The sequence below is a fragment of the Actinoplanes ianthinogenes genome (assembly GCF_018324205.1).
Lineage (GTDB): Bacteria > Actinomycetota > Actinomycetes > Mycobacteriales > Micromonosporaceae > Actinoplanes > Actinoplanes ianthinogenes.
In genome coordinates this window covers 4805687-4824850 of record NZ_AP023356.1, presented here as the reverse complement: position 1 = coordinate 4824850, position 19164 = coordinate 4805687, and the positions used below count along the sequence as shown (strand labels likewise).

Below are 19164 nucleotides of genomic sequence, written 5' to 3'. Positions count from 1 at the left end.
CGAATCGCCAGGGGTGGCCAGGGAAGAGGTCCTCGGCCTGGCGTCACGCCCCCATGTTCCAGTGACGCCAGGCGGTGCCCATCGCTCAGCGAGCCTTCTTCGTCGCCCGCTTGCGGGGCGGCGTCAGCAGGTCGGCGATGGTCGCGATGGCGGTCGGCACCAGGCGGTAGTACGCCCAGACTCCCCGCTTCTCCCGCTCCAGCAGACCCGCCTCGGTCAGGATCCGCAGGTGGTGACTCACGGTCGGCTGCGAGAGGCCCAGGGGGGCCGTCAGGTCGCAGACGCACGCCTCACCGTCCGTCGCGGACTGGATAAGGCTCAGCAGCCGCAGCCGAGCCGGGTCGGCGAGCGCCTTGAGCACTCCCGCCAGGCGCTCGGCGTCGGCGCGTTCAATCGGCTCACCGGCAAGCGGCGAGATCTGAGGCATAGTCATTTCCGCCAACGCAGTTCCCACGATCTCCATCCTTCCACCAACTGCATCGATTCTCCTGCATGCGAGCAGGAACGAACCGGCTAACTTTCAGGCCGTAAGGCCGACGTCGATCGCCGTGTCGGTCAACCGCCGGCGCGGGCCGGAGCCCCGAACCGCACCACTCATCCGATCAACCTTTCCGCCGACACCGACTTCGGTCTCTGCCTCCTGCAACGCCTCAGCCGCCATCTGGTCGCTACCCATCCGTGTCGAGCTCTCGATCCCCTTCTCGGGAGTGAGCCAACCCACATTGTCAATTCATCGATTGTTTCGGCTCACCGACCCAAACCGATGACTCGACACGGAACGCGTCGAACTCATCACGCCACGCTGCGCGATCAACGGGTCGCTACGCGCCTCACGACCCGATGAAAGCACGACGCCACGCTGTGCGACGGGCAATTCAGTGATGAATTTACCCAGGTCTTGCCGTGCTTCCATGACATCGAGCGTACTGGCTTGAAGGAAACCGGAATCTTTCGCCCCGCCGGGGCGGAACGGAACTATTGACCCAGGGCTCTACATGTCTCTGTAAACAAGGTTTACCGATCGGACAACGGATCTCGACCTTTCCGGCGACCATAGATGCAGCTCAAAGCACCTAACACCGCCACGGTACCCAGACACCCCTCAAGATGACCTGGTAGCCGCGCTGTGAGAGTCCTGTGAACCCCGGAAAACACGTTTGTCCATCTAGGCGAAAACACCCACCGGACGGCCGATCTCCTGCTATCCGGACAGCCGATCGGGTGACAGTGAAGGAAACAGTCTGTACCCGTTCGAGTGACCCACAGTCGTCGATACGGAACCGGATCTAGGCGCGCATCGACAAGGTCACTGGGACGGCCGGCGCCAGTATTCGTCATCGGATCCAGGCGCGGGCCGGTTCACCGCCGGATCACCCGAAGGCGGCACGGGCCCACTGTGGCCTTGGGCACTCTCCGTAGTCGACTGCGATCCCCATTCATGTCCTGAACCCTGCGTCATGGCGACCGAGGATCGATCATCCCGGGCGGGTGATCCTTCTGGGACACTCGGCGACGGGGCGGGAGATCCATCGACGGCGGCTTCAGTCGGCAACCCGACGGATCCGGGGGTGGCCGGGGAGGCGCCGACGGGCGGGTAAGCCGGTGGGTAGCCGGTTGCGGTGGTGGGCGGCATATAGGCGGACGGGTCGACGGGCGGGGTGGGATAGCCCCCGGGACCCGGATAGGGCGTCCCGTAGGGACCGCTTGCGGGCGCGCCATAGGGGCCGGGCGTTCCAGGGGCGACCGGGGAGCCGAACGGGGCGGGGTGCGGGGCGGTCGCGGGCGCGCCGTAGGGACCGGGCATCCCAGCCGGGTGCGCGGCGGTCGCGGGCGCACCGTAGGGACCGGGCATCCCAGCCGGGTGCGCGGCGGTCGCGGGCGCACCGTAAGGGCCAGGCATCCCGGGGGCGACCGGGTGCGCAGCGGTGGCGGGTTTGGGCGGGTAGCCGAAGTAGGTCCGCGGGGCGGCCAGCAGCATCGCGCCGACTGCCAGGTAGGCGAGCACCTGAAGGGCGCAGACCACCACGTTCAGGCCGAGCCAGCCCTCCGGATAGGCCGAGCCGAGCGCGTCACCGAGCGAGCCCGGCACCGGATCGCCGGAGCGCTGCGCCACCACCGTGACGAACGACCCGAGCCCACCCAGCACGCCGAGCGCGCTGACCACCAGCGCGGCGATCCGGGCCACCCGGCTGCCCCGGCGCAACGCCAGACCCAGCACCACGAAGAGCGCGAAGGCGAGGATCGACAGCACGGCAGCGAGCGCGGCGTCCAGCCACACCACCGAGGCGAAGTTCTCCGCCGCGTCGCCGCCCGCCGCGTCGCGGAAGCGGCTGACCGTGCCGGGTGCGACCGCGACCGTGGCGATCGCGTAGACGAGCCCGGCCGCGCCCATCAGCCAGAGCATGGCGGAAGCGGTCGTGACAGCCGCCGGCCGTTCCCCGGCAGGCGGCGACGGCACGGAGACGGACGGCAGGGCGGCGTAGGACATCGATGGCTCCCGCGGTGTTCGGCTGCGCACGAACCTACCGCGTGCCCCGCCCTGACGTGGGCGGACCGTCAGAGACCCGGACGGTCAGGTCACCCCAGGTCCCCGCACCGGGCGCATGCCCACCACGGACCGGCCCGGCTGCGGGCAGCCGGGCCGGTCCGGAAATCAGCAGCGGGACGGGTCAGGCGGGGTCCCGCGGAGGTCGCTGTTCCTCGGCTGCCGGAGCGGGCGGCGCCTGCTCCGGGGCGGCTGGCGGCGCGGGCTCCCGGCCTGCCTGGTCCGAGGCAGCGCCAGGTTCCTGGCCTGCCTGGTCCGAGGCAGCGCCAGGTTCCTGGCCTGCGTGGCCCCAAGCGGCCGGTTCCGGCCGAGATTCGTGCGAAGGCGGAACAGGGGCGGCGGGTTCCGGCTCGGACGCGCCCGAGGCCGGCCGCGGGGTCTCCCAGGCGGCCGAAGGGGCTTCCGGAGCGGTCGGCGAGGCCGCGGAAGCAGGAGCAGGTGGCACCTGCCACGGATCGCTGGGCGGCCCCAGCTCGGCCGGAGTCGGCTGCCACGGATTGCTCGGCGGAGTGGGCTGCGAGTATCCGCCCGGGTATCCCGGCTGCCCCGGGTAACCCGGATAGGCCGACGATTGCCCCGGATACGGCGTCGCCTCACCCGCCGGCTGCCCGGGATAAGCGGGCGCCCCGCTCGCAGGCTGCCCCGGATAAGCAGGCGCCCCACTAGCCGGCTGCCCCGGATAAGCAGGCGCCCCACTTGCCGGTTGCCCCGGATAAGCCCCACCCGCCGGCTGACCCGGGTAAGCCCCGCCCGCCGCCTGACCCGGGTAAGCCCCACCCGTCGGCTGACCCGGGTAAGCCCTGCCCGTCGGCTGACCTGGGTCTGGGTAAGCCCCACCCGCCGGCGGACCCGGATAGGCCCCGCCCGCCGGCTGACCCGGATAGGGCTGCGCTCCGCCCCCGGGCTGCCCCGGATACGGCGGCAACCCCGGCGCCGGCTGTCCCGGCTGCCCGAACCCCGGCTGCCCGCCCGCCGGCTGCGCATAGCCCGCCGGATACCCCGGCCCGTACACCGGCTGATACGGCCCCCACCCCGCCGCCGGCCGCTTGAAGAACCGGTTCGACGGCGGCACCGCCAGCAGAATGATCACCGCGATCAACGCCCCGAGCGTGAACAGCGTGAACACCACCCCGACCGACGCGAACCAGTCGGGCACCACGTCCGCGAGCCGCGCGTCCAGCTCCCGCTGGCTGGGCAGCCGATCCACCCCCGTCGCGCTCTCCCCGGCCACCGTGGCGAACTGGGTGACCAGCACGATCGCGGTGTACGGCACCACCACCGCGCAGCACATCAGTAGCCCGCCGACGACCCAGGTGATCACCCGGGAGGGCTGCTTGCCCCGCAGGTTGAAGATCCCGAGCAGGGTCAGCCCCACCGCGATGATCAGGTAGATCACGATGTTCATCACTGAGAGTGATGTCAGCCCGCTGCCGAAGCTCTCGAACTCGGTACCGCTGTACTCGTCCGCGTAGACGTCACCCGCGCCGCTGAGGGCGGAGAAGGTGACGATCGCGTACCCCAGCTGAGCCGCCGCGATCAGGAAGAGCAGCACGGATGAGATCGTCACGGTGGCCGGTCGACCGGGTGGCGGCGGCGCCCCGAGGTACGGCGGCGGGTACGTGGGAACGGTCACAGAGTCCTCCTCTAGATCCGTTCACGGTATCGGCCGGAGGCCACGTCCCGCGACCGGCGTACACGCTGCGCAACGCTGTGGCAACATCGGGCGACGATGACTCGCGCAGGTTCGCAGAGGGTCGCTCGTTCGAGGGGCGGCAGCGTTGGACGCCACGACCTACACTTCGATGGCGTGGCGTCCGGCAGGCACCTGAGACCTCCAGCGACGCCCGCTGCCCGCACGAGTCGCCCGCCCCGCTCACTCATCGCTGGGGCCGAGGCAGACCGTTTCCGGGCGCCTTTCCGATTGCGCCGGCCGCGTGACCACACCGCGGCTGCCCCAGACCTGACAAGGACCGGTGAGTCCCATGCCCCACGCCGACACCCTGACCGTCGTTCACCATGACGACACACGGACCCGCTTCAAAGACGTTCGATATCAGTTGCACCGCGACGGGATCAGAATCTGGTCCGCCGACGGCGAGCACGCCATCACGGACGTTCTGATGACCCACGCGTATCGGCATCGCGAAGCCGCCTCATGACGAGAAGGCCCCGGAGAGATCCGGGGCCTTCCGCGTGTGAGGGGAGTCAGCCGCGCCGGACGGCCAGCCCGTCGAACGTGTCGTTGAGCGAGACCACCACGGTGTCCCCGTCCTGGATCTCCCCGGCCAGCAGCGCCCGCGCCAGCAGGTCGCCGATGGTGGCCTGCACCAGCCGCCGCAGCGGCCGCGCCCCATAGATCGGGTCGTAACCGTGCTCGCCCAGCCACTCCACCGCCTGGTCGGTCACGAACAGGGTGAGCCGCCGCTCGGCGAGCCGCGACCGCAGCCGGCCGAGCTGGATGTCGACGATCTGGGTCAGGTCGTCCTTGGTCAGGGCGTGGAACACCACGATGTCGTCCAGCCGGTTCAGGAACTCGGGCTTGAAGTGCGCCCGGACCACGGCCAGCACCTCGTCCTTACGCTCCTCGTCGCTCATCGTGAAGTCGGCGGTGGACGAGCCGAGGTTCGAGGTCAGCACCAGGATGGCGTTGCGGAAGTCGACGGTCCGCCCCTGCCCGTCGGTGAGCCGCCCGTCGTCGAGCACCTGGAGCAGCACGTCGAACACGTCCGGGTGAGCTTTCTCCACCTCGTCGAGCAGCACCACGCTGTACGGCCGGCGCCGCACCGCCTCGGTCAGCTGGCCGCCCTCCTCGTAACCGACGTATCCGGGCGGGGCGCCGACCAGCCGGGCGACCGAGTGCTTCTCCCCGTACTCGCTCATGTCGATCCGGACCATCGCCCGCTCGTCGTCGAAGAGGAAACCGGCCAGGGCCTTGGCCAGCTCGGTCTTGCCGACGCCGGTCGGGCCGAGGAACAGGAAGCTGCCGGTGGGCCGGTCCGGGTCGGCGATGCCGGCCCGGGCGCGCCGGACGGCGCTGGCCACCGCGGCCACCGCCTCGCTCTGCCCGACCACCTTGGCCTGGAGCGACTCCTCCATGCGGAGCAGCTTGGCGGTCTCGCCCTCCATCATCCGGCCGGCCGGGATGCCGGTCCACGAGGAGATCACCTCGGCGATGTCGTCGGCGCCGACCTCCTCCTTGACCATCGGCGGCTCGGTGTTCTCCTCCTCCGACTCGGCGGCGGCCCCGATCTCCTTCTCCAGGCCGGGGATGATCTCGTAGAGCAGACGGGAGGCCTCGAGCAGGTCGCCGTCACGCTGGGCCCGCTCCTGGGCCGCCTTCACCTCGTCGAGCTGCTTCTTCAGCTCACCGACCCGGTTCAGCCCGCCGCGCTCGCGCTCCCAGCGGGCGTTCAGCGCGGTCAACTCCTCCTCGCGGTCGGCCAGGTCCCGCTCGAGCCGCTCCAGCCGGGCCATCGACGCCGGGTCGGTCTCCTTGCCGAGCGCGAGTTTCTCCACCCGCATCCGGTCGACCTGCCGCTGGAGCTGGTCGAGCTCGACAGGCCGGGAGTCGATCTCCATGCGCAGCCGGGAGGCGGCCTCGTCGATCAGGTCGATCGCCTTGTCCGGCAGGAACCGGTCGCTGATGTAACGGTCGGACAGGCTGGCCGCGGCCACCAGCGCGGCGTCGGTGATCTGCACCCGGTGGTGCGCTTCGTAACGCCCCTTGAGCCCGCGCAGGATGCCGATGGTGTCCTCGACGGTCGGCTCGCCGACCACGACCGGCTGGAAGCGGCGCTCCAGGGCCGGGTCCTTCTCGATGTGCTCGCGGTACTCGTCCAGCGTGGTGGCGCCGACCATCCGCAGCTCACCACGGGCCAGCATCGGCTTGAGCATGTTGCCGGCGTCCATCGAGCCCTCGCCCTTGCCCGCGCCGACGACCGTGTGCAGCTCGTCGAGGAACGTCACGACCTGCCCGTTCGAGCTGCGGATCTCCTCCAGCACGCTCTTGAGCCGCTCCTCGAACTGGCCCCGGTACTGCGCGCCGGCGACCATCGCGCCGAGGTCCAAGGACACCAGTTTCTTGTCGCGCAGGGTCTCCGGCACGTCGCCGGCCACGATCCGCTGGGCCAGGCCCTCGACGATCGCGGTCTTGCCGACGCCGGGCTCGCCGATCAGAACCGGGTTGTTCTTCGTCCGCCGGGACAGCACCTGCACCACCCGGCGGATCTCGGCGTCCCGCCCGATCACCGGGTCGATCTTGCCCTCGCGCGCCAGGGCGGTCAGGTCGACGCTGTACTTCTCCAGCGACTTGTAGGTCTGCTCGGGGTCCGCGTTGGTCACCTTCCGATCCCCGCCACGGACCTGCGGAAACGCGGTGACCAGCGTCTCCTCGCCGGCACCGGCGTCCTTGAGCACCCGGCTCACCGCGCCGCCGGTGCGGGCCAGGCCGGCCAGCAGGTGCTCGGTGGAGATGTACTCGTCGCCGAGCGGCTTGGCGATCAGCTCGGCCTCGCCGATCGCGTTGACGAACTCGCGGGCGAGACTGGGCTCGGCGGTGCTGGCGCCCCGGGCACTGGGTAGTTGCTCGATGGCGCGGGCGGCGGCCCGCCGGATGTCCGCGGGATTGGCGCCGACCGCTCGCAGCAGGGCGGGCGCGGTCGACCCCGCGGTGTCCAGCAGCGACAACAGCATGTGCCACGGCTCGACGGTGGCGTGCCCGTTGCGGGCCGCATTCGCCACCGCGCCGGTGATCACGTCGCGGCTCTTGGTGGTCAGGCGTTCGGCGTTCATGAGCTCCCCTGATCGGCTTCCACCGGGTGTAACCCCACAGACTTGAGCGTATTCCACTCAACTTTAACTCGCACGAGGCAACCCCGCGTGACGGTCACCACCTCGGAAAGCGCTCTCTCCTGATCAGCCGTAACGTTTGGCTGGTGACGCGCCTCCTGTCGCGGCGGCTGCTCCCGCTCGGCTTCATCTTTCTCGCCTCCGGGGTGGCAACCGCGGTGGTCGGCCCGTTCCTGGGTCTCTTTCTCAGCACCGAGGTGCACGCGAGTCCGTTCCAGGTCTCCGCCTTCCTGATCGTCGCGTCGCTCTCCGGCGTGGCGATGTCGCAGGTGATCGGCCGGATCTCGGACCGGCGCCCGATCCGCCGGATGCTGCTGATCGCGGCCGCCCTGGCCGGTTGCGCCGCCACCGGACTCACCTCGATGATCCGGGACTACTGGGTCCTGCTGGCCCTGACCGTCACCGCGACCGCGTTCGCCGGCTCGTTCTACCCGCAGTCCTTCGCCTATGCCCGGCAGGTGCTGGCCAGCGACGACCCGGACCACGCCGCGATGGGGATCAGCGCCCTGCGCACGGTCTTCTCGATCGCCTGGGTCGGCGGCCCACCGCTCGCCGCGATCCTTTTGGACAAAACCGATTTTCGGTACGTCTATGGCACCGCCGCCGTCCTTTACCTCATCGCCGCCCTGATCGCCGTGCGCTGGCTGCCCGAGATCGGGGCACCCGCCGCCACCGGGTCGCAGGACGGCGTCCGCGTCCGGCCACCGCGCGCGATCTACCCGATCATCGGCGGCTTCGTCCTGCTCACCACCACGATGGTGCTCGGCGTGCAGGCCATGTCGTTGTATGTGAGCACCGACCTGCACGGCTCGGTCGGCGACGCCGGCCTGATCCTCGGGCTCTGCGCGGCCCTGGAGATCCCGCTGATGCTCGGCTTCGGCGCACTGAGCACCCGGATCCCGCTGCGCCGGCTGATCCTGACCGGCGCCGTCTGCGCGGTGGCCTATCAGGCGGTGGCGGCGTCCGCGCAGTCGATCTGGGCGCTGAGCGCCGCCCAGGTGCTGAACGCGCTGTTCATCGCCGCCACGTCCGGCATGGGCATCGCCTACGTGCAGGACATGATGCCGCAGCACCCGGGCCGGGTGACCACGATGTTCACCAACACCTTCCCGCTCGGGAACATCCTCGCGGCGCCGCTGTTCGGCATCGCGCAGCAGAACGGCTACCGCCTCGCGTACGGAATGAATCTGGTCCTGGCCGCCCTCGGTCTGCTCCTGCTGCTGGTGGCGAAGCCACCGGCCCGCCCGGCGGGCGTGCCGGTCGCGGAGCTCGAAGCCGAACGAGACTGACCGTCTGAGACGAAACTCACTCGCCGCGGGATACCGTGGTGATCGTGCGCGTACGGGTGGAACAGACTCCGCTGCCGGGAATCGGCGTCCGACACGACCTCGTGACGACCTCCGGGCGTACCGTCGGGGTGGTCTCGCACCGCAACGGGCGTCGCGACCTGGTCCTCTACGACGTGGACGACCCGGATTCCTGCCTGGCCTCGATCCCGCTGACCGACGACGAGGCGGAGGCTCTGGCCGACGTCCTCGGCGCCTCGCTGATGCTCGGGCAGCTGGCCGGGCTGCGCCAGCAGGCCGCCGGGCTGCTCACCGAGCAGATCGCGCTGCCGGCCGGCTCGCCGTTCGTCGGGCGGCGCCTGGGTGACACCCGGGCCCGCACCCGCACCAGCGCGTCGATCGTGGCGGTGCTGCGCGACCGCGAGGTCATCCCGTCCCCCGGCCCCACCTTCCAGTTCGAGGCGAACGACGTGGTCGTCGCCGTCGGCACCCGTGACGGCCTGGACGGCGTCACCGCCATCCTGGCCGGCGACACCGACGGTTGAGTTGCCGTGCATGCCTCCACCGTCCTGCTCATCGAGATCGGGGCGCTGCTGTTCGGTCTCGGCATGCTGGGCCGGGTGGGTCGCCGCTTCGGGCTCTCGCCGATCCCGCTCTACCTGCTGGCCGGGCTGTTCTTCGGGCACGGCGGGCTGGTCCCGCTCTCGGCCAGCGAGGACTTCATCGCGATCGGCGCGCAGATCGGGGTGATCCTGCTCCTGGTCATGCTGGGCCTGGAGTACTCGGCGGACGAGCTGGTCGGCAACCTCCGCTCGGCGGCGCCGGCCGGTGTGCTCGACATGCTGCTCAACGCGCTGCCCGGTGCCCTGTTCGCGATCCTGCTGGGCTGGGACCTGAAGGCGGCGCTGGTGCTGGCCGGGATCACCTGGGTCTCGTCCTCCGGGGTGATCGCCAAGGTCCTCGGCGACCTGGGCCGGCTCGGTAACCGGGAGACGCCGGTGATCCTGTCGGTGCTGGTCATCGAGGACCTGGCGATGGCCTTCTACCTCCCGATCGCGACCGCGGTGCTGGCCGGGGTGGGTCTGCTGGGCGGCCTCAGCACGCTGGGCGTCGCGGTGGTCACGGTGGTCGCGGTGCTGGTGGTGGCGATCCGGTACGGCGGCCCGATCAGCCGGTTCATGTCGGTGAAGGATCCGGAGGCGCTGCTGCTCAGCGTCCTGGGGCTGACCCTGTTCGTCTCCGGGGTGGCCGCCGAGCTCAAGGTCTCCGAGGCGGTCGGCGCGTTCCTGGTCGGCATCGCCCTCTCCGGACCGGTCGCGCACCACGCCACCGAGATGCTGTCGCCGCTGCGGGACCTGTTCGCCGCGGTGTTCTTCGTCTTCTTCGGGCTCTCCACCGACCCGGCCGACATGCCGCCGGTGCTGCTCCCGGCGCTGGGCCTGGCGGTGCTGACCATGCTGACCAAGGTGGCCACCGGGTATCTGGCGGCCCGGCGGGTGGGCATCGCGTTGCCGGGCCGGCTGCGGGCCGGGCTGGCGCTCACCCCGCGCGGCGAGTTCTCGGTGGTGATCGCCGGACTCGCGGTCGCCTCCGGGGTGCAGCCGAAGCTCGCTCCGCTCGCCACGGCGTACGTGTTGATCACGGTCGTCTCGGGCCCGATGCTGGCCCGTCTCCCGGACTACGCCTGGTTCAAGAACCTGGTGCGCCGGCGGATGGCCGCTCAACGTACGACCGGAAAACCCCTGCCCAGCGTCGAGTGAACCCGGTCACAAGCGCCGTCATCAAAAAGTTACCGTCCAGTATCTGAATGTGAAGTCTTGACACTTCCGTTCACTCGTTGATCGCGCTACCGTTGCGCCGCGACAACTCTCTGTATTGGGACGTTCGATCAGCGCGACGGAAAGTGTGATCCGGATCGCGCGGCGAACGGGTGAATAAGGCGGCGGCGTTGAGCGTGCGAGAGGCGACCTTCCTGGGGTTTCAGAACCCCGTCGATCCCCGGCCGGGTGAGATCGAGGCATGGGCCTACCACCCCGAGTCGGTACCGCTGAGCACGATGCCACGGGACTGGGATCTGCTGATCTCCGGCGACGTGCTCGGCCCCACGCTGTTCGAGCTGGCCATGGACCGGCAGTGCCCGGCCCGGCGGTTCGCGCAGCACTGCATGTACATCTACGCGGCGGACGGCGTCCGGCAGAATGCGAGCAACCAGCGCAAACGGCGGCTCAAGAAGTGGGTCGAGCGCGCTGAGGAGGTCGGCGACGAGCCGATGCAGATCTGGGCGCACAACACGCGGGTCCTGCTGACCCGCCCGGAGCTGTTCGACCACCACGACTGGATGGAGGGCGGCCTGGTGCGCAACCCGCGCCGGCTCGGCCTGTTCAACCGTCGGTAGTCAACCGGTAACTACGCGTAGTAACGGCGGCCCCTCATCAGGGCCGCCGTTGCTATTTGTCCGCAGATCGGCGCGGACGCCAGACCACCAGCGCCGTGGAGTGCCTCTCCTGGCGGACCAGGTCACCCCGGCCCGCGTACGGGTTCATCGCCTCCAGCTGGGCGATCCGCGCGTACGCGTCGGCCAGCTGCTCCTCCAGCTCGGCGACCCGTTGCTGGAGGTCGCCGGCCATCTGCTCGAGGGCGATGATCCGCTTGATGCCGGCCAGGTTGACGCCGTCCTCCTGGCTCAGCCGCTGCACCTCGCGGAGCAGCGCCACGTCCCGTTCGCTGTACCGCCGGCCGCCGCCACCGGCGCGACCGGGCTGCACCAGGCCGAGCCGGTCGTACTGGCGCAGCGTCTGCGGGTGCATCCCGGCCAGTCGGGCGGCCACCGAGATGATCAGGACCTTCGCGTCGGAGGCCTGCTCGACCGAGATGTGGATCTCTTCATACATGTGCCACCTCCGGAGGGTCCCTAACCGGCCTTGCGCACGCGCGCCTCGAGCCGTTCCCGCCCCGCGGGCGGGGTGAGTTTCGCGAATTTCTCGAGCGCGTCCCGGGCCTCGCCGGTCACCCCGGACGGGATCTGCACCTCGACCGTGACGATCAGGTCACCCGCCTGGCCCTCCTTGCGGAGCACGCCCTTGCCCCGGGCCCGCAGCTTGCGGCCGCTCGGGGTGCCGGCCGGCACCCGCAGGGTCACCGGGCCGTCCAGGGTGGGCACCCGCAGGTCGGTGCCGAGCACGGCCTCGGCCACGCTGATCGGGACGGTCAGCGTGAGGTCGTCCCCGCTGCGCCCGAACAGCTCGTCGGGACGCACCTTGACCTGCACATACAGGTCGCCGGCCGGGCCGTTGCGGTCGCCCGGCTCGCCCCGGCCGCTGAGCCGGATCCGCTGCCCGTCGGCGACGCCGGCCGGGAAGCGCACGTTGATCGTCCGGGTCTTGGTGACCCCGCCGGTGCCCCGGCACTCCGGGCACTTCTCGTCGACGATGCTGCCCGAGCCCTGGCACTCCCGGCACGGCTCGGAGAAGCTGAACGAGCCCTGGTTGCTGGAGACCAGGCCGGTGCCGTGGCATTTCGCGCAGGCACGCGGGGTGGTGCCGGGCTTGGCCCCGGAGCCGTGACAGGTGTCGCAGGCGCCCGGGGTGCGCAGCGTCAGCGGCAGCGTCGTGCCCCGCACGGCCTGTGCGAAGTCCAGCGTCACCTCGGTCTCCACGTCGCGGCCGCGCTGCGGGCCACGCCGCCCGGCCGGGCCGGCGCCACCGCCGCCACCGGAGAAGATCGAGCTGAAGATGTCGGAGAAGCCGGTGCCGCCGAACCGGCGGTCGGCCCCGCCACCCCCCGCCGCGCCCGCTCCGGTGAAGCCACCGAACAGGTCGGACGGGTCGAACTGGGCGCCACCACCGGGCCGGCCGGCACCACGACGGAACGCGCCGGAGCCGAACAGGGAGCGCATCTCGTCGTACTCTTTGCGCTTCTTGTCGTCGGACAGCACGTCGTAGGCCTCGGACGCGGCCTTGAACTTCTCCTCCGCCTCCTTGTTGCCCGGATTGCGGTCGGGGTGCAGGTCGCGGGCGAGTTTCCGGTACGCCTTCTTGATCTCATCGGTTGAGGCGGACTTGTTCACGCCAAGAACGGCGTAGAAGTCCTTCTCGAGCCAGTCCTTAGAGCTCAGTTGGTCCACCTCCTCGACTCATGGTGGGTCTCCCGCTGATGGGCTTCCCGCTGATCGGCACCGTCCCGCCCGCCGGTGAGCCGGCGGGCGGGACAGCATCGGAAACTCACTCGGGATCGGCGACGGCAACCATCGCCGGGCGCAGCAGCCGCTCGCCCAGGGTGTAGCCACGGCGCATCACCTCGACGCAGGTCGGCTCCGTGACGTCCGCGGACGTCTGGTGCGCGACCGCCTCGTGCCGGTTCGGGTCGAAGGGGTCACCCTTCTCGCCGAACGCGACCAGGCCGAGCTTGCCGGTCGCCGCGGTGAGCTGCTCCGCCACCGAGGCGAACGGCCCGACCAGGTCACCGTGCTCGCGGGCGCGGTCGATGTCGTCCAGCACCGGCAGCAGCGCGGTGAGCACCGCGCCGGTGGTCTGCTCCGCCGCCGCACCCCGGTCGCGGTCCACCCGCTTGCGGTAGTTGGCGTACTCCGCGGTCACCCGCTGCAGGTCGTGGGTGCGCTCCTGGAGCTCGCCACGCACTGCGTCCAGCTCGGCACCCAACCCGGGCTTGGCGTCCTCGGCCACCGCGGCCACTTCCTCCTCCTCCGGGGCGCGATGCGCGCCGACCGGCTTCTTGCCCGATTGCTGCTCGGGAGTCGTCTCGGCCGTCGAGTCGCTCTCGCCCTGGATGACTTCCCGCTCGGTCACCGGACCGTCGTTCTCGTCGTCCTTGGCGCTCACTTCTTGTCGTCCTCCACGATCTCGGCGTCGACCACGTCGTCGCCGCCCGCAGCCGGGCCGGCGCCGGTCGCGCCACCCGGGGCGCCGGCGCCCTCGGGACCGGCCTGCGGGGCCTCACCCTGCGAGTAGAGCAGCGAGCCGGCCTCCTGGGAGACCTGCGAGAGCCGCTCGTGCGCCGACTTGATCTTCTCGATGTCGGTGCCGCCGAGCGCGCCGCGCAGCTCGCCGAGCGCCTCGCTGATCTTGTTCTTGCTGTCCTCGGGGAGCTTGTCGCCGCTCTCCGCCAGGAACTTCTCGGTCTGCCACTGGAGCTGCTCGGCCAGGTTGCGGGCCTCGGCGTCCTCGCGGCGCTTCTTGTCGTCGTCGGCGTGCGACTCGGCGTCGCGCATCATCCGCTCGATGTCTTCCTTCGGCAGCGCGGAGCCGCCGGTGATCGTCATCTTCTGCTCCTTGCCCGTGCCCAGGTCCTTGGCGGACACGTGCACGATGCCGTTCGCGTCGATGTCGAAGGAGACCTCGATCTGCGGCACGCCGCGCGGGGCGGGCGCGATGCCGGAGAGCTCGAAGGTGCCGAGCTTCTTGTTGTACGCCGCCATCTCGCGCTCACCCTGGTAGACCTGGATCAGCACGGAGGGCTGGTTGTCGTCCGCCGTGGTGTAGACCTCGGAGCGGTGCGCCGGGATGGTGGTGTTGCGCTCCACCAGCTTGTGCATGATGCCGCCCTTGGTCTCGATGCCCAGCGACAGCGGGGTGACATCGAGCAGCAGGACGTCCTTGACCTCGCCCTTGAGCACACCGGCCTGGAGCGCGGCGCCGACGGCGACGACCTCGTCCGGGTTGACGCCCTTGTTGGGCTCCTTGCCGGTCAGGCTCTTGACCAGCTCGGTCACGGCCGGCATGCGGGTCGAGCCACCGACCAGGATGACGTGGTCGACGTCGGAGAGCTTGACGTCGGCGTCCTTGATCGCGGACTCGAACGGGCCCTTGCAGCGGTCCAGCAGGTCCTGCGTCATCCGCTGGAACTCGGCCCGGGACAGCGAGGTGTCCAGGTGCAGCGGGCCGTTCGCCCCGGCGGTGATGTAGGGCAGGTTGATGCTCGTGGTGGTGGCGGCGGAGAGCTCGATCTTGGCCTTCTCCGCGGCCTCGCGCAGACGCTGGAGGGCCATCTTGTCCTGGGACAGGTCGATGCCGTGCTCGCCGCGGAACGTCTTGACCAGGTGGTCGATGATCCGCTGGTCCCAGTCGTCACCACCGAGGTGGTTGTCACCGGAGGTGGACTTGACCTCGATGACGCCGTCGCCGAGCTCCAGCAGCGACACGTCGAAGGTGCCGCCACCCAGGTCGAAGACCAGGACGGTCTGCTCCTTGGAGCCCTTGTCCAGCCCGTAGGCCAGGGCGGCCGCGGTCGGCTCGTTCACGATCCGCAGGACGTTGAGACCGGCGATCTCGCCGGCCTCCTTGGTGGCCTGGCGCTGCGCGTCGTTGAAGTACGCCGGGACGGTGATCACCGCGTCGGTGATCGTCTCACCCAGGTACGCCTCGGAGTCGCGCTTGAGCTTCATCAGCACCCGCGCGGAGATCTCCTGCGGGGTGTACTTCTTGCCATCGATGTCAATCGACCAGTTGGTGCCGATCTCCCGCTTGACCGAGCGGATCGTCCGGTCCGGGTTGGTCACCGCCTGACGCTTGGCGACCTCGCCGACGAGCACCTCGCCGTTGCGGGCGAAGGCGACGATCGACGGCGTCGTCCGCGAGCCCTCCGCGTTGGCGACGACGGTGGGCTCGCCTCCTTCCAGAACGCTGACGCAGGAGTTCGTGGTGCCGAGGTCGATGCCGACCGCACGTGCCATGGTGTTCCTCGCTTCGTTACCGGCTGGTTCGAACAGGGTTGAGTGGAACCGACTCAATGATGCCACGGGTCCGCTAACCGTCAAATCGAAGTTGAGCCGGAGCGACGCAAGTCCAGGCCGCGCGCCAAATCACCTACATACCTGTCAGGTCACGGCATACCGGTACCCGTTGCCGGGCCTGGATAGATCGTGCACGCTGTTTGCGTGACGACGCACGGAGACGCGGTCGGTCCGTCGGCCCTATCCGCCGTCCCCGCCGTATCGAACAAGAAAGCCCAGGTCAGCCCGGCGCGCGCAGACCTTTCCGATGGTACGGGGAACGGCCCGGCCCGTCTGGCGAACAAGGAGAACGCCATCACCGCACCGGTCGAACCCCCGGCCGTGGGCAGGCTCGCGGCGGCACTGAGCCGTCTGCGGGCGGCGCTCGGCATGGTTTCGTACCCGCTGGTGCTGCCTTCCGCCGAGGAGGCCGAGCGGGTCGGTTCCGCACTGCTCGCGCAGCTGGACGACTACCTGATCCCCCGGCTGGCCCGGCTGGACGCGCCGATGCTCGTGGTCGTCGGCGGATCCACCGGCGCCGGCAAGTCGACGCTGGTCAACAGCCTGGTCCAGGAGCCGGTGACCAGCTCCGGGGTGCTGCGCCCGACCACCCGCTCACCGGTCCTGGTGTCCCACCCGGAGAATCTCGGCTGGTTCGAGCAGCCGCACCTGCTGCCCGGCCTGATCCGCACGGTGAAGACCAGCAACGACCCGAACTCCCTCCAGGTCGTCGGCGCCCGCGGCATCGGCCCCGGCCTGGCCCTGCTGGACGCGCCGGACGTCGACTCGGTGGTCGACCACAACCGCAAGCTCGCCGCCCAGTTGCTGGCCGCCGCCGACCTCTGGCTGTTCGTCACCACCGCCGCCCGGTACGCCGACGCCGTGCCCTGGGAGCTGCTCAAGACGGCCCGGCTGCGCGGCACGGTGATCGCCCTGGTGCTCGACCGGGTGCCGCTCGACGCGGCCGCCGAGATCGCCGCCCACCTGGGCGAGATGCTCACCGAGAACGACCTGGGCAACGCCCCGCTGTTCGTGCTGCCGGAGTCCGAGCTGGACACCCGCGGCATGCTCCCGGCCGAGGTGATCCAGCCGATGCAGCAGTGGTTCGCCCAGCTCTCGGCCGACCCGGCGGCCCGTGACACGGTGGTCCGGCAGACCCTCGACGGCGCGCTCGCCGCCCTCGCGCCGGCCGTCGACGGCCTGGCCGAGGCGGCCGAGGAGCAGACCCGGACCGCGCAGGCCCTGGACGAGCGGGTCAGCACGGCCTATCAGACGGCCAAGCGGACGGTGCGCGACGGACTCCAGGACGGGCGGCTGCTCCGCGGCGAGGTGCTGGCCCGCTGGCAGGAGTTCGTCGGGACCGGCGACTTCGCCCGCAGCCTGGAGTCGCGGGTCGGGCAGCTGCGCGACAAGTTCGTCGCGGCGGTCACCGGCCGTCCCGGCCACAGCCGCAGCCTCCAGGTCGCGCTGGAGTCGCAGCTGGTCACGCTGCTGCGCGGGGTGGCGACCGACGCCGCCGAGCAGGCCTATGCCTCGTGGCAGGCGCACCCGGCCGGCGAGGCGCTGCTGCGGGACGACCTGAAAACCGCCTCGGCCGGCCTGCCGGAGCGCGCCGACCGGCTGGTCCGCGACTGGCAGCTGTGGGTGCTGGACCTGGTCCGGCGTGAGGGTGGCGACAAGCGCTCGGTGGCCCGCGGCACCGCGTTCGCGGTGAACGGCGCCGGCCTGGCCGTGATGATCGCGGTGTTCACCGCGACCGCCTTCATCCCGACCGGGCTGGAGGTGGCGGCCGCCGCCGGCACCACGGTCGCCGCCCAGAAGGTGCTCGAGGCCGTCTTCGGTGACCAGGCCATCCGCACCCTCGCCACCCGGGCCCGCACCGAGCTGATCGCCCAGTTCGACGAGTTGCTGGACACCGAGGCCGCTCGCTTCACCGAGCGGACCGCCGCCGTGCGCCGCGAGGCAGAACCCGGCACACTGTTGCGCCGAGCCGCCGCCGAGGTGGAGAGCGCCAGGAAGGACATCGCGTTGACCGGATCGGGGTCATGAGTCTGGTGGACAAAGCGCGGGATGCCCTGCCCGAGGACGATCGGGTGGACGCCGAGGGGCTGACCCGGCGGTTGGAGGCACTGTCCCGGTTCCTCCGGCTGGTCGATGCGTACCTGCCGGACAGCGAGCTGGTCAGCGCGCACACCATTGTGGAACGGGCCAGCGGCCGGCTCACCCTGTCGCTGGACCACACCGTGGTGGCGCTCGCCGGCAGCACCGGCAGCGGCAAGTCCAGCCTGTTCAACGCGCTGGCCCGGTTCAAGCTGTCGCCGGTCGGGGTGCGCCGGCCGACCACCGGCACCGCGCACGCGGTGGTCTGGGGTCCGCTGGAGCCGGCCAGCCGGCTGCTCGACTGGATCGGCGTGCTGCCCCGGCAGCGGTTCGTCCGGGAGAGCGCGCTGGACGGCGACGACGAGGCCTCGCTGCGTGGCCTGGTGCTGCTCGACCTGCCCGACTTCGACTCGGTGGAGCGCGCCCACCAGCTGGAGGTGGACCGGCTGCTCGGGCTGGTCGACCAGATCGTCTGGGTGGTCGACCCGCAGAAGTACGGCGACCGGATCCTGCACCGCGCCTACCTCTCCCAGTTCGCCACGCACGCCGGGGTCACCATCGTCGTGCTGAACCAGGCCGACCGGCTCAGCACCACCGACACCGACGCGGTCCTCACCGACCTGCGCCGGTTGCTCGACGAGGACGGGCTGACCGGCGCGCCGGTGCTGGCCACCTCGGCGAAACAGCCCGGCATGCTGGCCGACCTGCGCGAGGCGCTGGAGACCACGGTCGCCGACCGGCAGGCCGCGCTGCGCCGGCTCGCCGCCGACCTGGACGCGGTCGGCGAGGAGCTGGCCGAGATGATCGGGCCGCCGGCCGCCGAGGACGAGGTGGACCGGACGACCGTACGGCAGCTGACCGACGCGCTCGCCGCCTCGGCCGGGGTGCCCGCGGTCGCCGACGCCACCGCTGCCGCCTACCGCCACCGGGCCGCCGCGGCGACCGGCTGGCCGCTGGTGCGCGGACTGCGCCGGTTGCGTCCCGACCCGCTGCGCAAACTGCACCTGGGCGAGCCGGTCAAGACCGACGCGGTCTCCACCGACGTCGTGCCGAGGACCTCCCTGCCCGCGGCGGACGCCGCGCAGAAGTCGGCGGTCGGCCTGTCGGTGCGGGCGGTCGCCGCCCGGGCCGCGGCGCCGCTGCCGGTGGTGTGGGCGCCGGCCCTGACCACCGCCGCCCGGTCGAAGGCCGGTGACCTGCCGGACGCGCTGGACCGCGCGATCGCCAAGACCGACCTGGGCGCCGACCGCAAACCGGTCTGGTGGCAGGTGGTCGGGATCCTGCAATGGCTGCTGTTCGCGGCGGCCGTGACCGGCCTGGTCTGGCTGGTGGCGGGGTACGCGATGAGCGCGCTCGGCCTGCCCGATCTCGCCGAGCCGGAGATCGGCACGGTGCCGCTGCCGACCGTGCTGCTGCTCGGTGGCTTGTTCGCCGGGCTGCTGCTGTGGCTGCTGCTGAAACCGCTCGTCGAGGCGGGCGGGCGACGTGCCCGGCGCCGGGCCGAGCAGCGATTGCGGGCGTCGGTCACCGAGGTCGGCCGGGGATTCGTGGTGGCGCCGGTGCGGGAGGTGCTCAACGCGTACGCCCAGGCGCGGGAAGCGCTCGGCGTGGTGCGTTCGGAGTAGTTCCCCCGCATGCCGCGAGCGGTAGGCTCGCGG

14 protein-coding genes are annotated in these 19164 nt (G+C 70.9%); 6 read left to right on the top strand and 8 right to left on the bottom strand.

The window, feature by feature from the left end; genetic code table 11:
• Positions 1–85 precede the first annotated feature (85 nt).
• The 4 genes from Aiant_RS21675 to clpB form a co-directional block, all read right to left on the bottom strand.
• Positions 86–463 carry an ArsR/SmtB family transcription factor gene (locus Aiant_RS21675; protein ID WP_014440216.1) on the bottom strand — a complete coding sequence of 126 codons (378 nt, stop codon included), beginning with the start codon at positions 461–463 and terminating at the stop codon, positions 86–88.
• An 843-nt stretch (positions 464–1306) separates the two neighbouring features.
• Positions 1307–2488 (bottom strand): hypothetical protein, encoded by a 1182-nt coding sequence (locus tag Aiant_RS46580; protein ID WP_189331927.1) that lies wholly within the window; start codon positions 2486–2488, stop codon positions 1307–1309.
• 181 nt (positions 2489–2669) lie between these two features.
• Positions 2670–4178, bottom strand: coding sequence for a hypothetical protein (locus tag Aiant_RS21665; protein WP_189331928.1), 1509 nt, complete (start codon positions 4176–4178; stop codon positions 2670–2672).
• A 572-nt stretch (positions 4179–4750) separates the two neighbouring features.
• Positions 4751–7336 (bottom strand): ATP-dependent chaperone ClpB, encoded by a 2586-nt coding sequence (gene clpB, locus Aiant_RS21660; RefSeq protein ID WP_189331929.1) that lies wholly within the window; start codon positions 7334–7336, stop codon positions 4751–4753.
• Between the two features lie 143 nt (positions 7337–7479).
• Here clpB and Aiant_RS21655 point away from each other — a divergent pair, with 143 nt between their 5' ends.
• From Aiant_RS21655 to Aiant_RS21640, 4 genes are all read left to right on the top strand, one after another.
• The gene (locus Aiant_RS21655) at positions 7480–8682 is read left to right on the top strand and encodes a sugar efflux transporter (protein ID WP_189331930.1); all 1203 of its coding nucleotides are present in this window, start codon (positions 7480–7482) and stop codon (positions 8680–8682) included.
• A 44-nt stretch (positions 8683–8726) separates the two neighbouring features.
• Positions 8727–9224 carry a cation:proton antiporter regulatory subunit gene (locus Aiant_RS21650; RefSeq protein ID WP_189331931.1) on the top strand — a complete coding sequence of 166 codons (498 nt, stop codon included), beginning with the start codon at positions 8727–8729 and terminating at the stop codon, positions 9222–9224.
• Positions 9225–9230: 6 nt separating this feature from the next.
• Complete coding sequence (locus tag Aiant_RS21645; RefSeq protein ID WP_189331932.1) at positions 9231–10439, top strand: cation:proton antiporter; 1209 nt, start codon at positions 9231–9233, stop codon at positions 10437–10439.
• Between the two features lie 188 nt (positions 10440–10627).
• Positions 10628–11074 carry a hypothetical protein gene (locus tag Aiant_RS21640; RefSeq protein WP_189331933.1) on the top strand — a complete coding sequence of 149 codons (447 nt, stop codon included), beginning with the start codon at positions 10628–10630 and terminating at the stop codon, positions 11072–11074.
• A 52-nt stretch (positions 11075–11126) separates the two neighbouring features.
• Here the strand turns inward: Aiant_RS21640 and Aiant_RS21635 are convergent, their stop codons facing one another.
• The 4 genes from Aiant_RS21635 to dnaK all read right to left on the bottom strand — a co-directional run bounded on the left by Aiant_RS21635 (position 11127) and on the right by dnaK (position 15367).
• Complete coding sequence (locus Aiant_RS21635; protein ID WP_189331934.1) at positions 11127–11570, bottom strand: heat shock protein transcriptional repressor HspR; 444 nt, start codon at positions 11568–11570, stop codon at positions 11127–11129.
• 20 nt (positions 11571–11590) lie between these two features.
• A complete protein-coding gene (dnaJ, locus tag Aiant_RS21630; RefSeq protein ID WP_189332319.1) occupies positions 11591–12793 on the bottom strand; it encodes a molecular chaperone DnaJ in 1203 nt (400 codons plus the stop codon).
• 106 nt (positions 12794–12899) lie between these two features.
• Positions 12900–13517 (bottom strand): nucleotide exchange factor GrpE, encoded by a 618-nt coding sequence (gene grpE / locus Aiant_RS21625; protein ID WP_189331935.1) that lies wholly within the window; start codon positions 13515–13517, stop codon positions 12900–12902.
• Positions 13514–15367 (bottom strand): molecular chaperone DnaK, encoded by a 1854-nt coding sequence (dnaK, locus tag Aiant_RS21620; protein WP_189331936.1) that lies wholly within the window; start codon positions 15365–15367, stop codon positions 13514–13516. Before dnaK ends, grpE begins: the two co-directional genes overlap by 4 nt.
• Before the next feature lie 381 nt (positions 15368–15748).
• Here dnaK and Aiant_RS21615 point away from each other — a divergent pair, with 381 nt between their 5' ends.
• Positions 15749–17455 carry a GTPase family protein gene (locus Aiant_RS21615; protein WP_189331937.1) on the top strand — a complete coding sequence of 569 codons (1707 nt, stop codon included), beginning with the start codon at positions 15749–15751 and terminating at the stop codon, positions 17453–17455.
• Positions 17452–19131, top strand: a complete 1680-nt coding sequence (locus Aiant_RS21610; RefSeq protein WP_189331938.1) for a GTPase family protein — start codon at positions 17452–17454, stop codon at positions 19129–19131. Before Aiant_RS21615 ends, Aiant_RS21610 begins: the two co-directional genes overlap by 4 nt.
• Positions 19132–19164: the final 33 nt, after the last annotated feature.

What these genes read in the sequence shown, in the direction of transcription:
- Aiant_RS21675 (WP_014440216.1), bottom strand. Translation starts at nt 463, where the DNA reads ATGGAGATCGTGGGAACTGCGTTGGCGGAAATGACTATGCCTCAGATC.
- Aiant_RS46580 (WP_189331927.1), bottom strand. Translation starts at nt 2,488, where the DNA reads ATGTCCTACGCCGCCCTGCCGTCCGTCTCCGTGCCGTCGCCGCCTGCC.
- clpB (WP_189331929.1), bottom strand. Translation starts at nt 7,336, where the DNA reads ATGAACGCCGAACGCCTGACCACCAAGAGCCGCGACGTGATCACCGGC.
- Aiant_RS21635 (WP_189331934.1), bottom strand. Translation starts at nt 11,570, where the DNA reads ATGTATGAAGAGATCCACATCTCGGTCGAGCAGGCCTCCGACGCGAAG.
- dnaK (WP_189331936.1), bottom strand. Translation starts at nt 15,367, where the DNA reads ATGGCACGTGCGGTCGGCATCGACCTCGGCACCACGAACTCCTGCGTC.
- Aiant_RS21610 (WP_189331938.1), top strand. Translation starts at nt 17,452, where the DNA reads ATGAGTCTGGTGGACAAAGCGCGGGATGCCCTGCCCGAGGACGATCGG.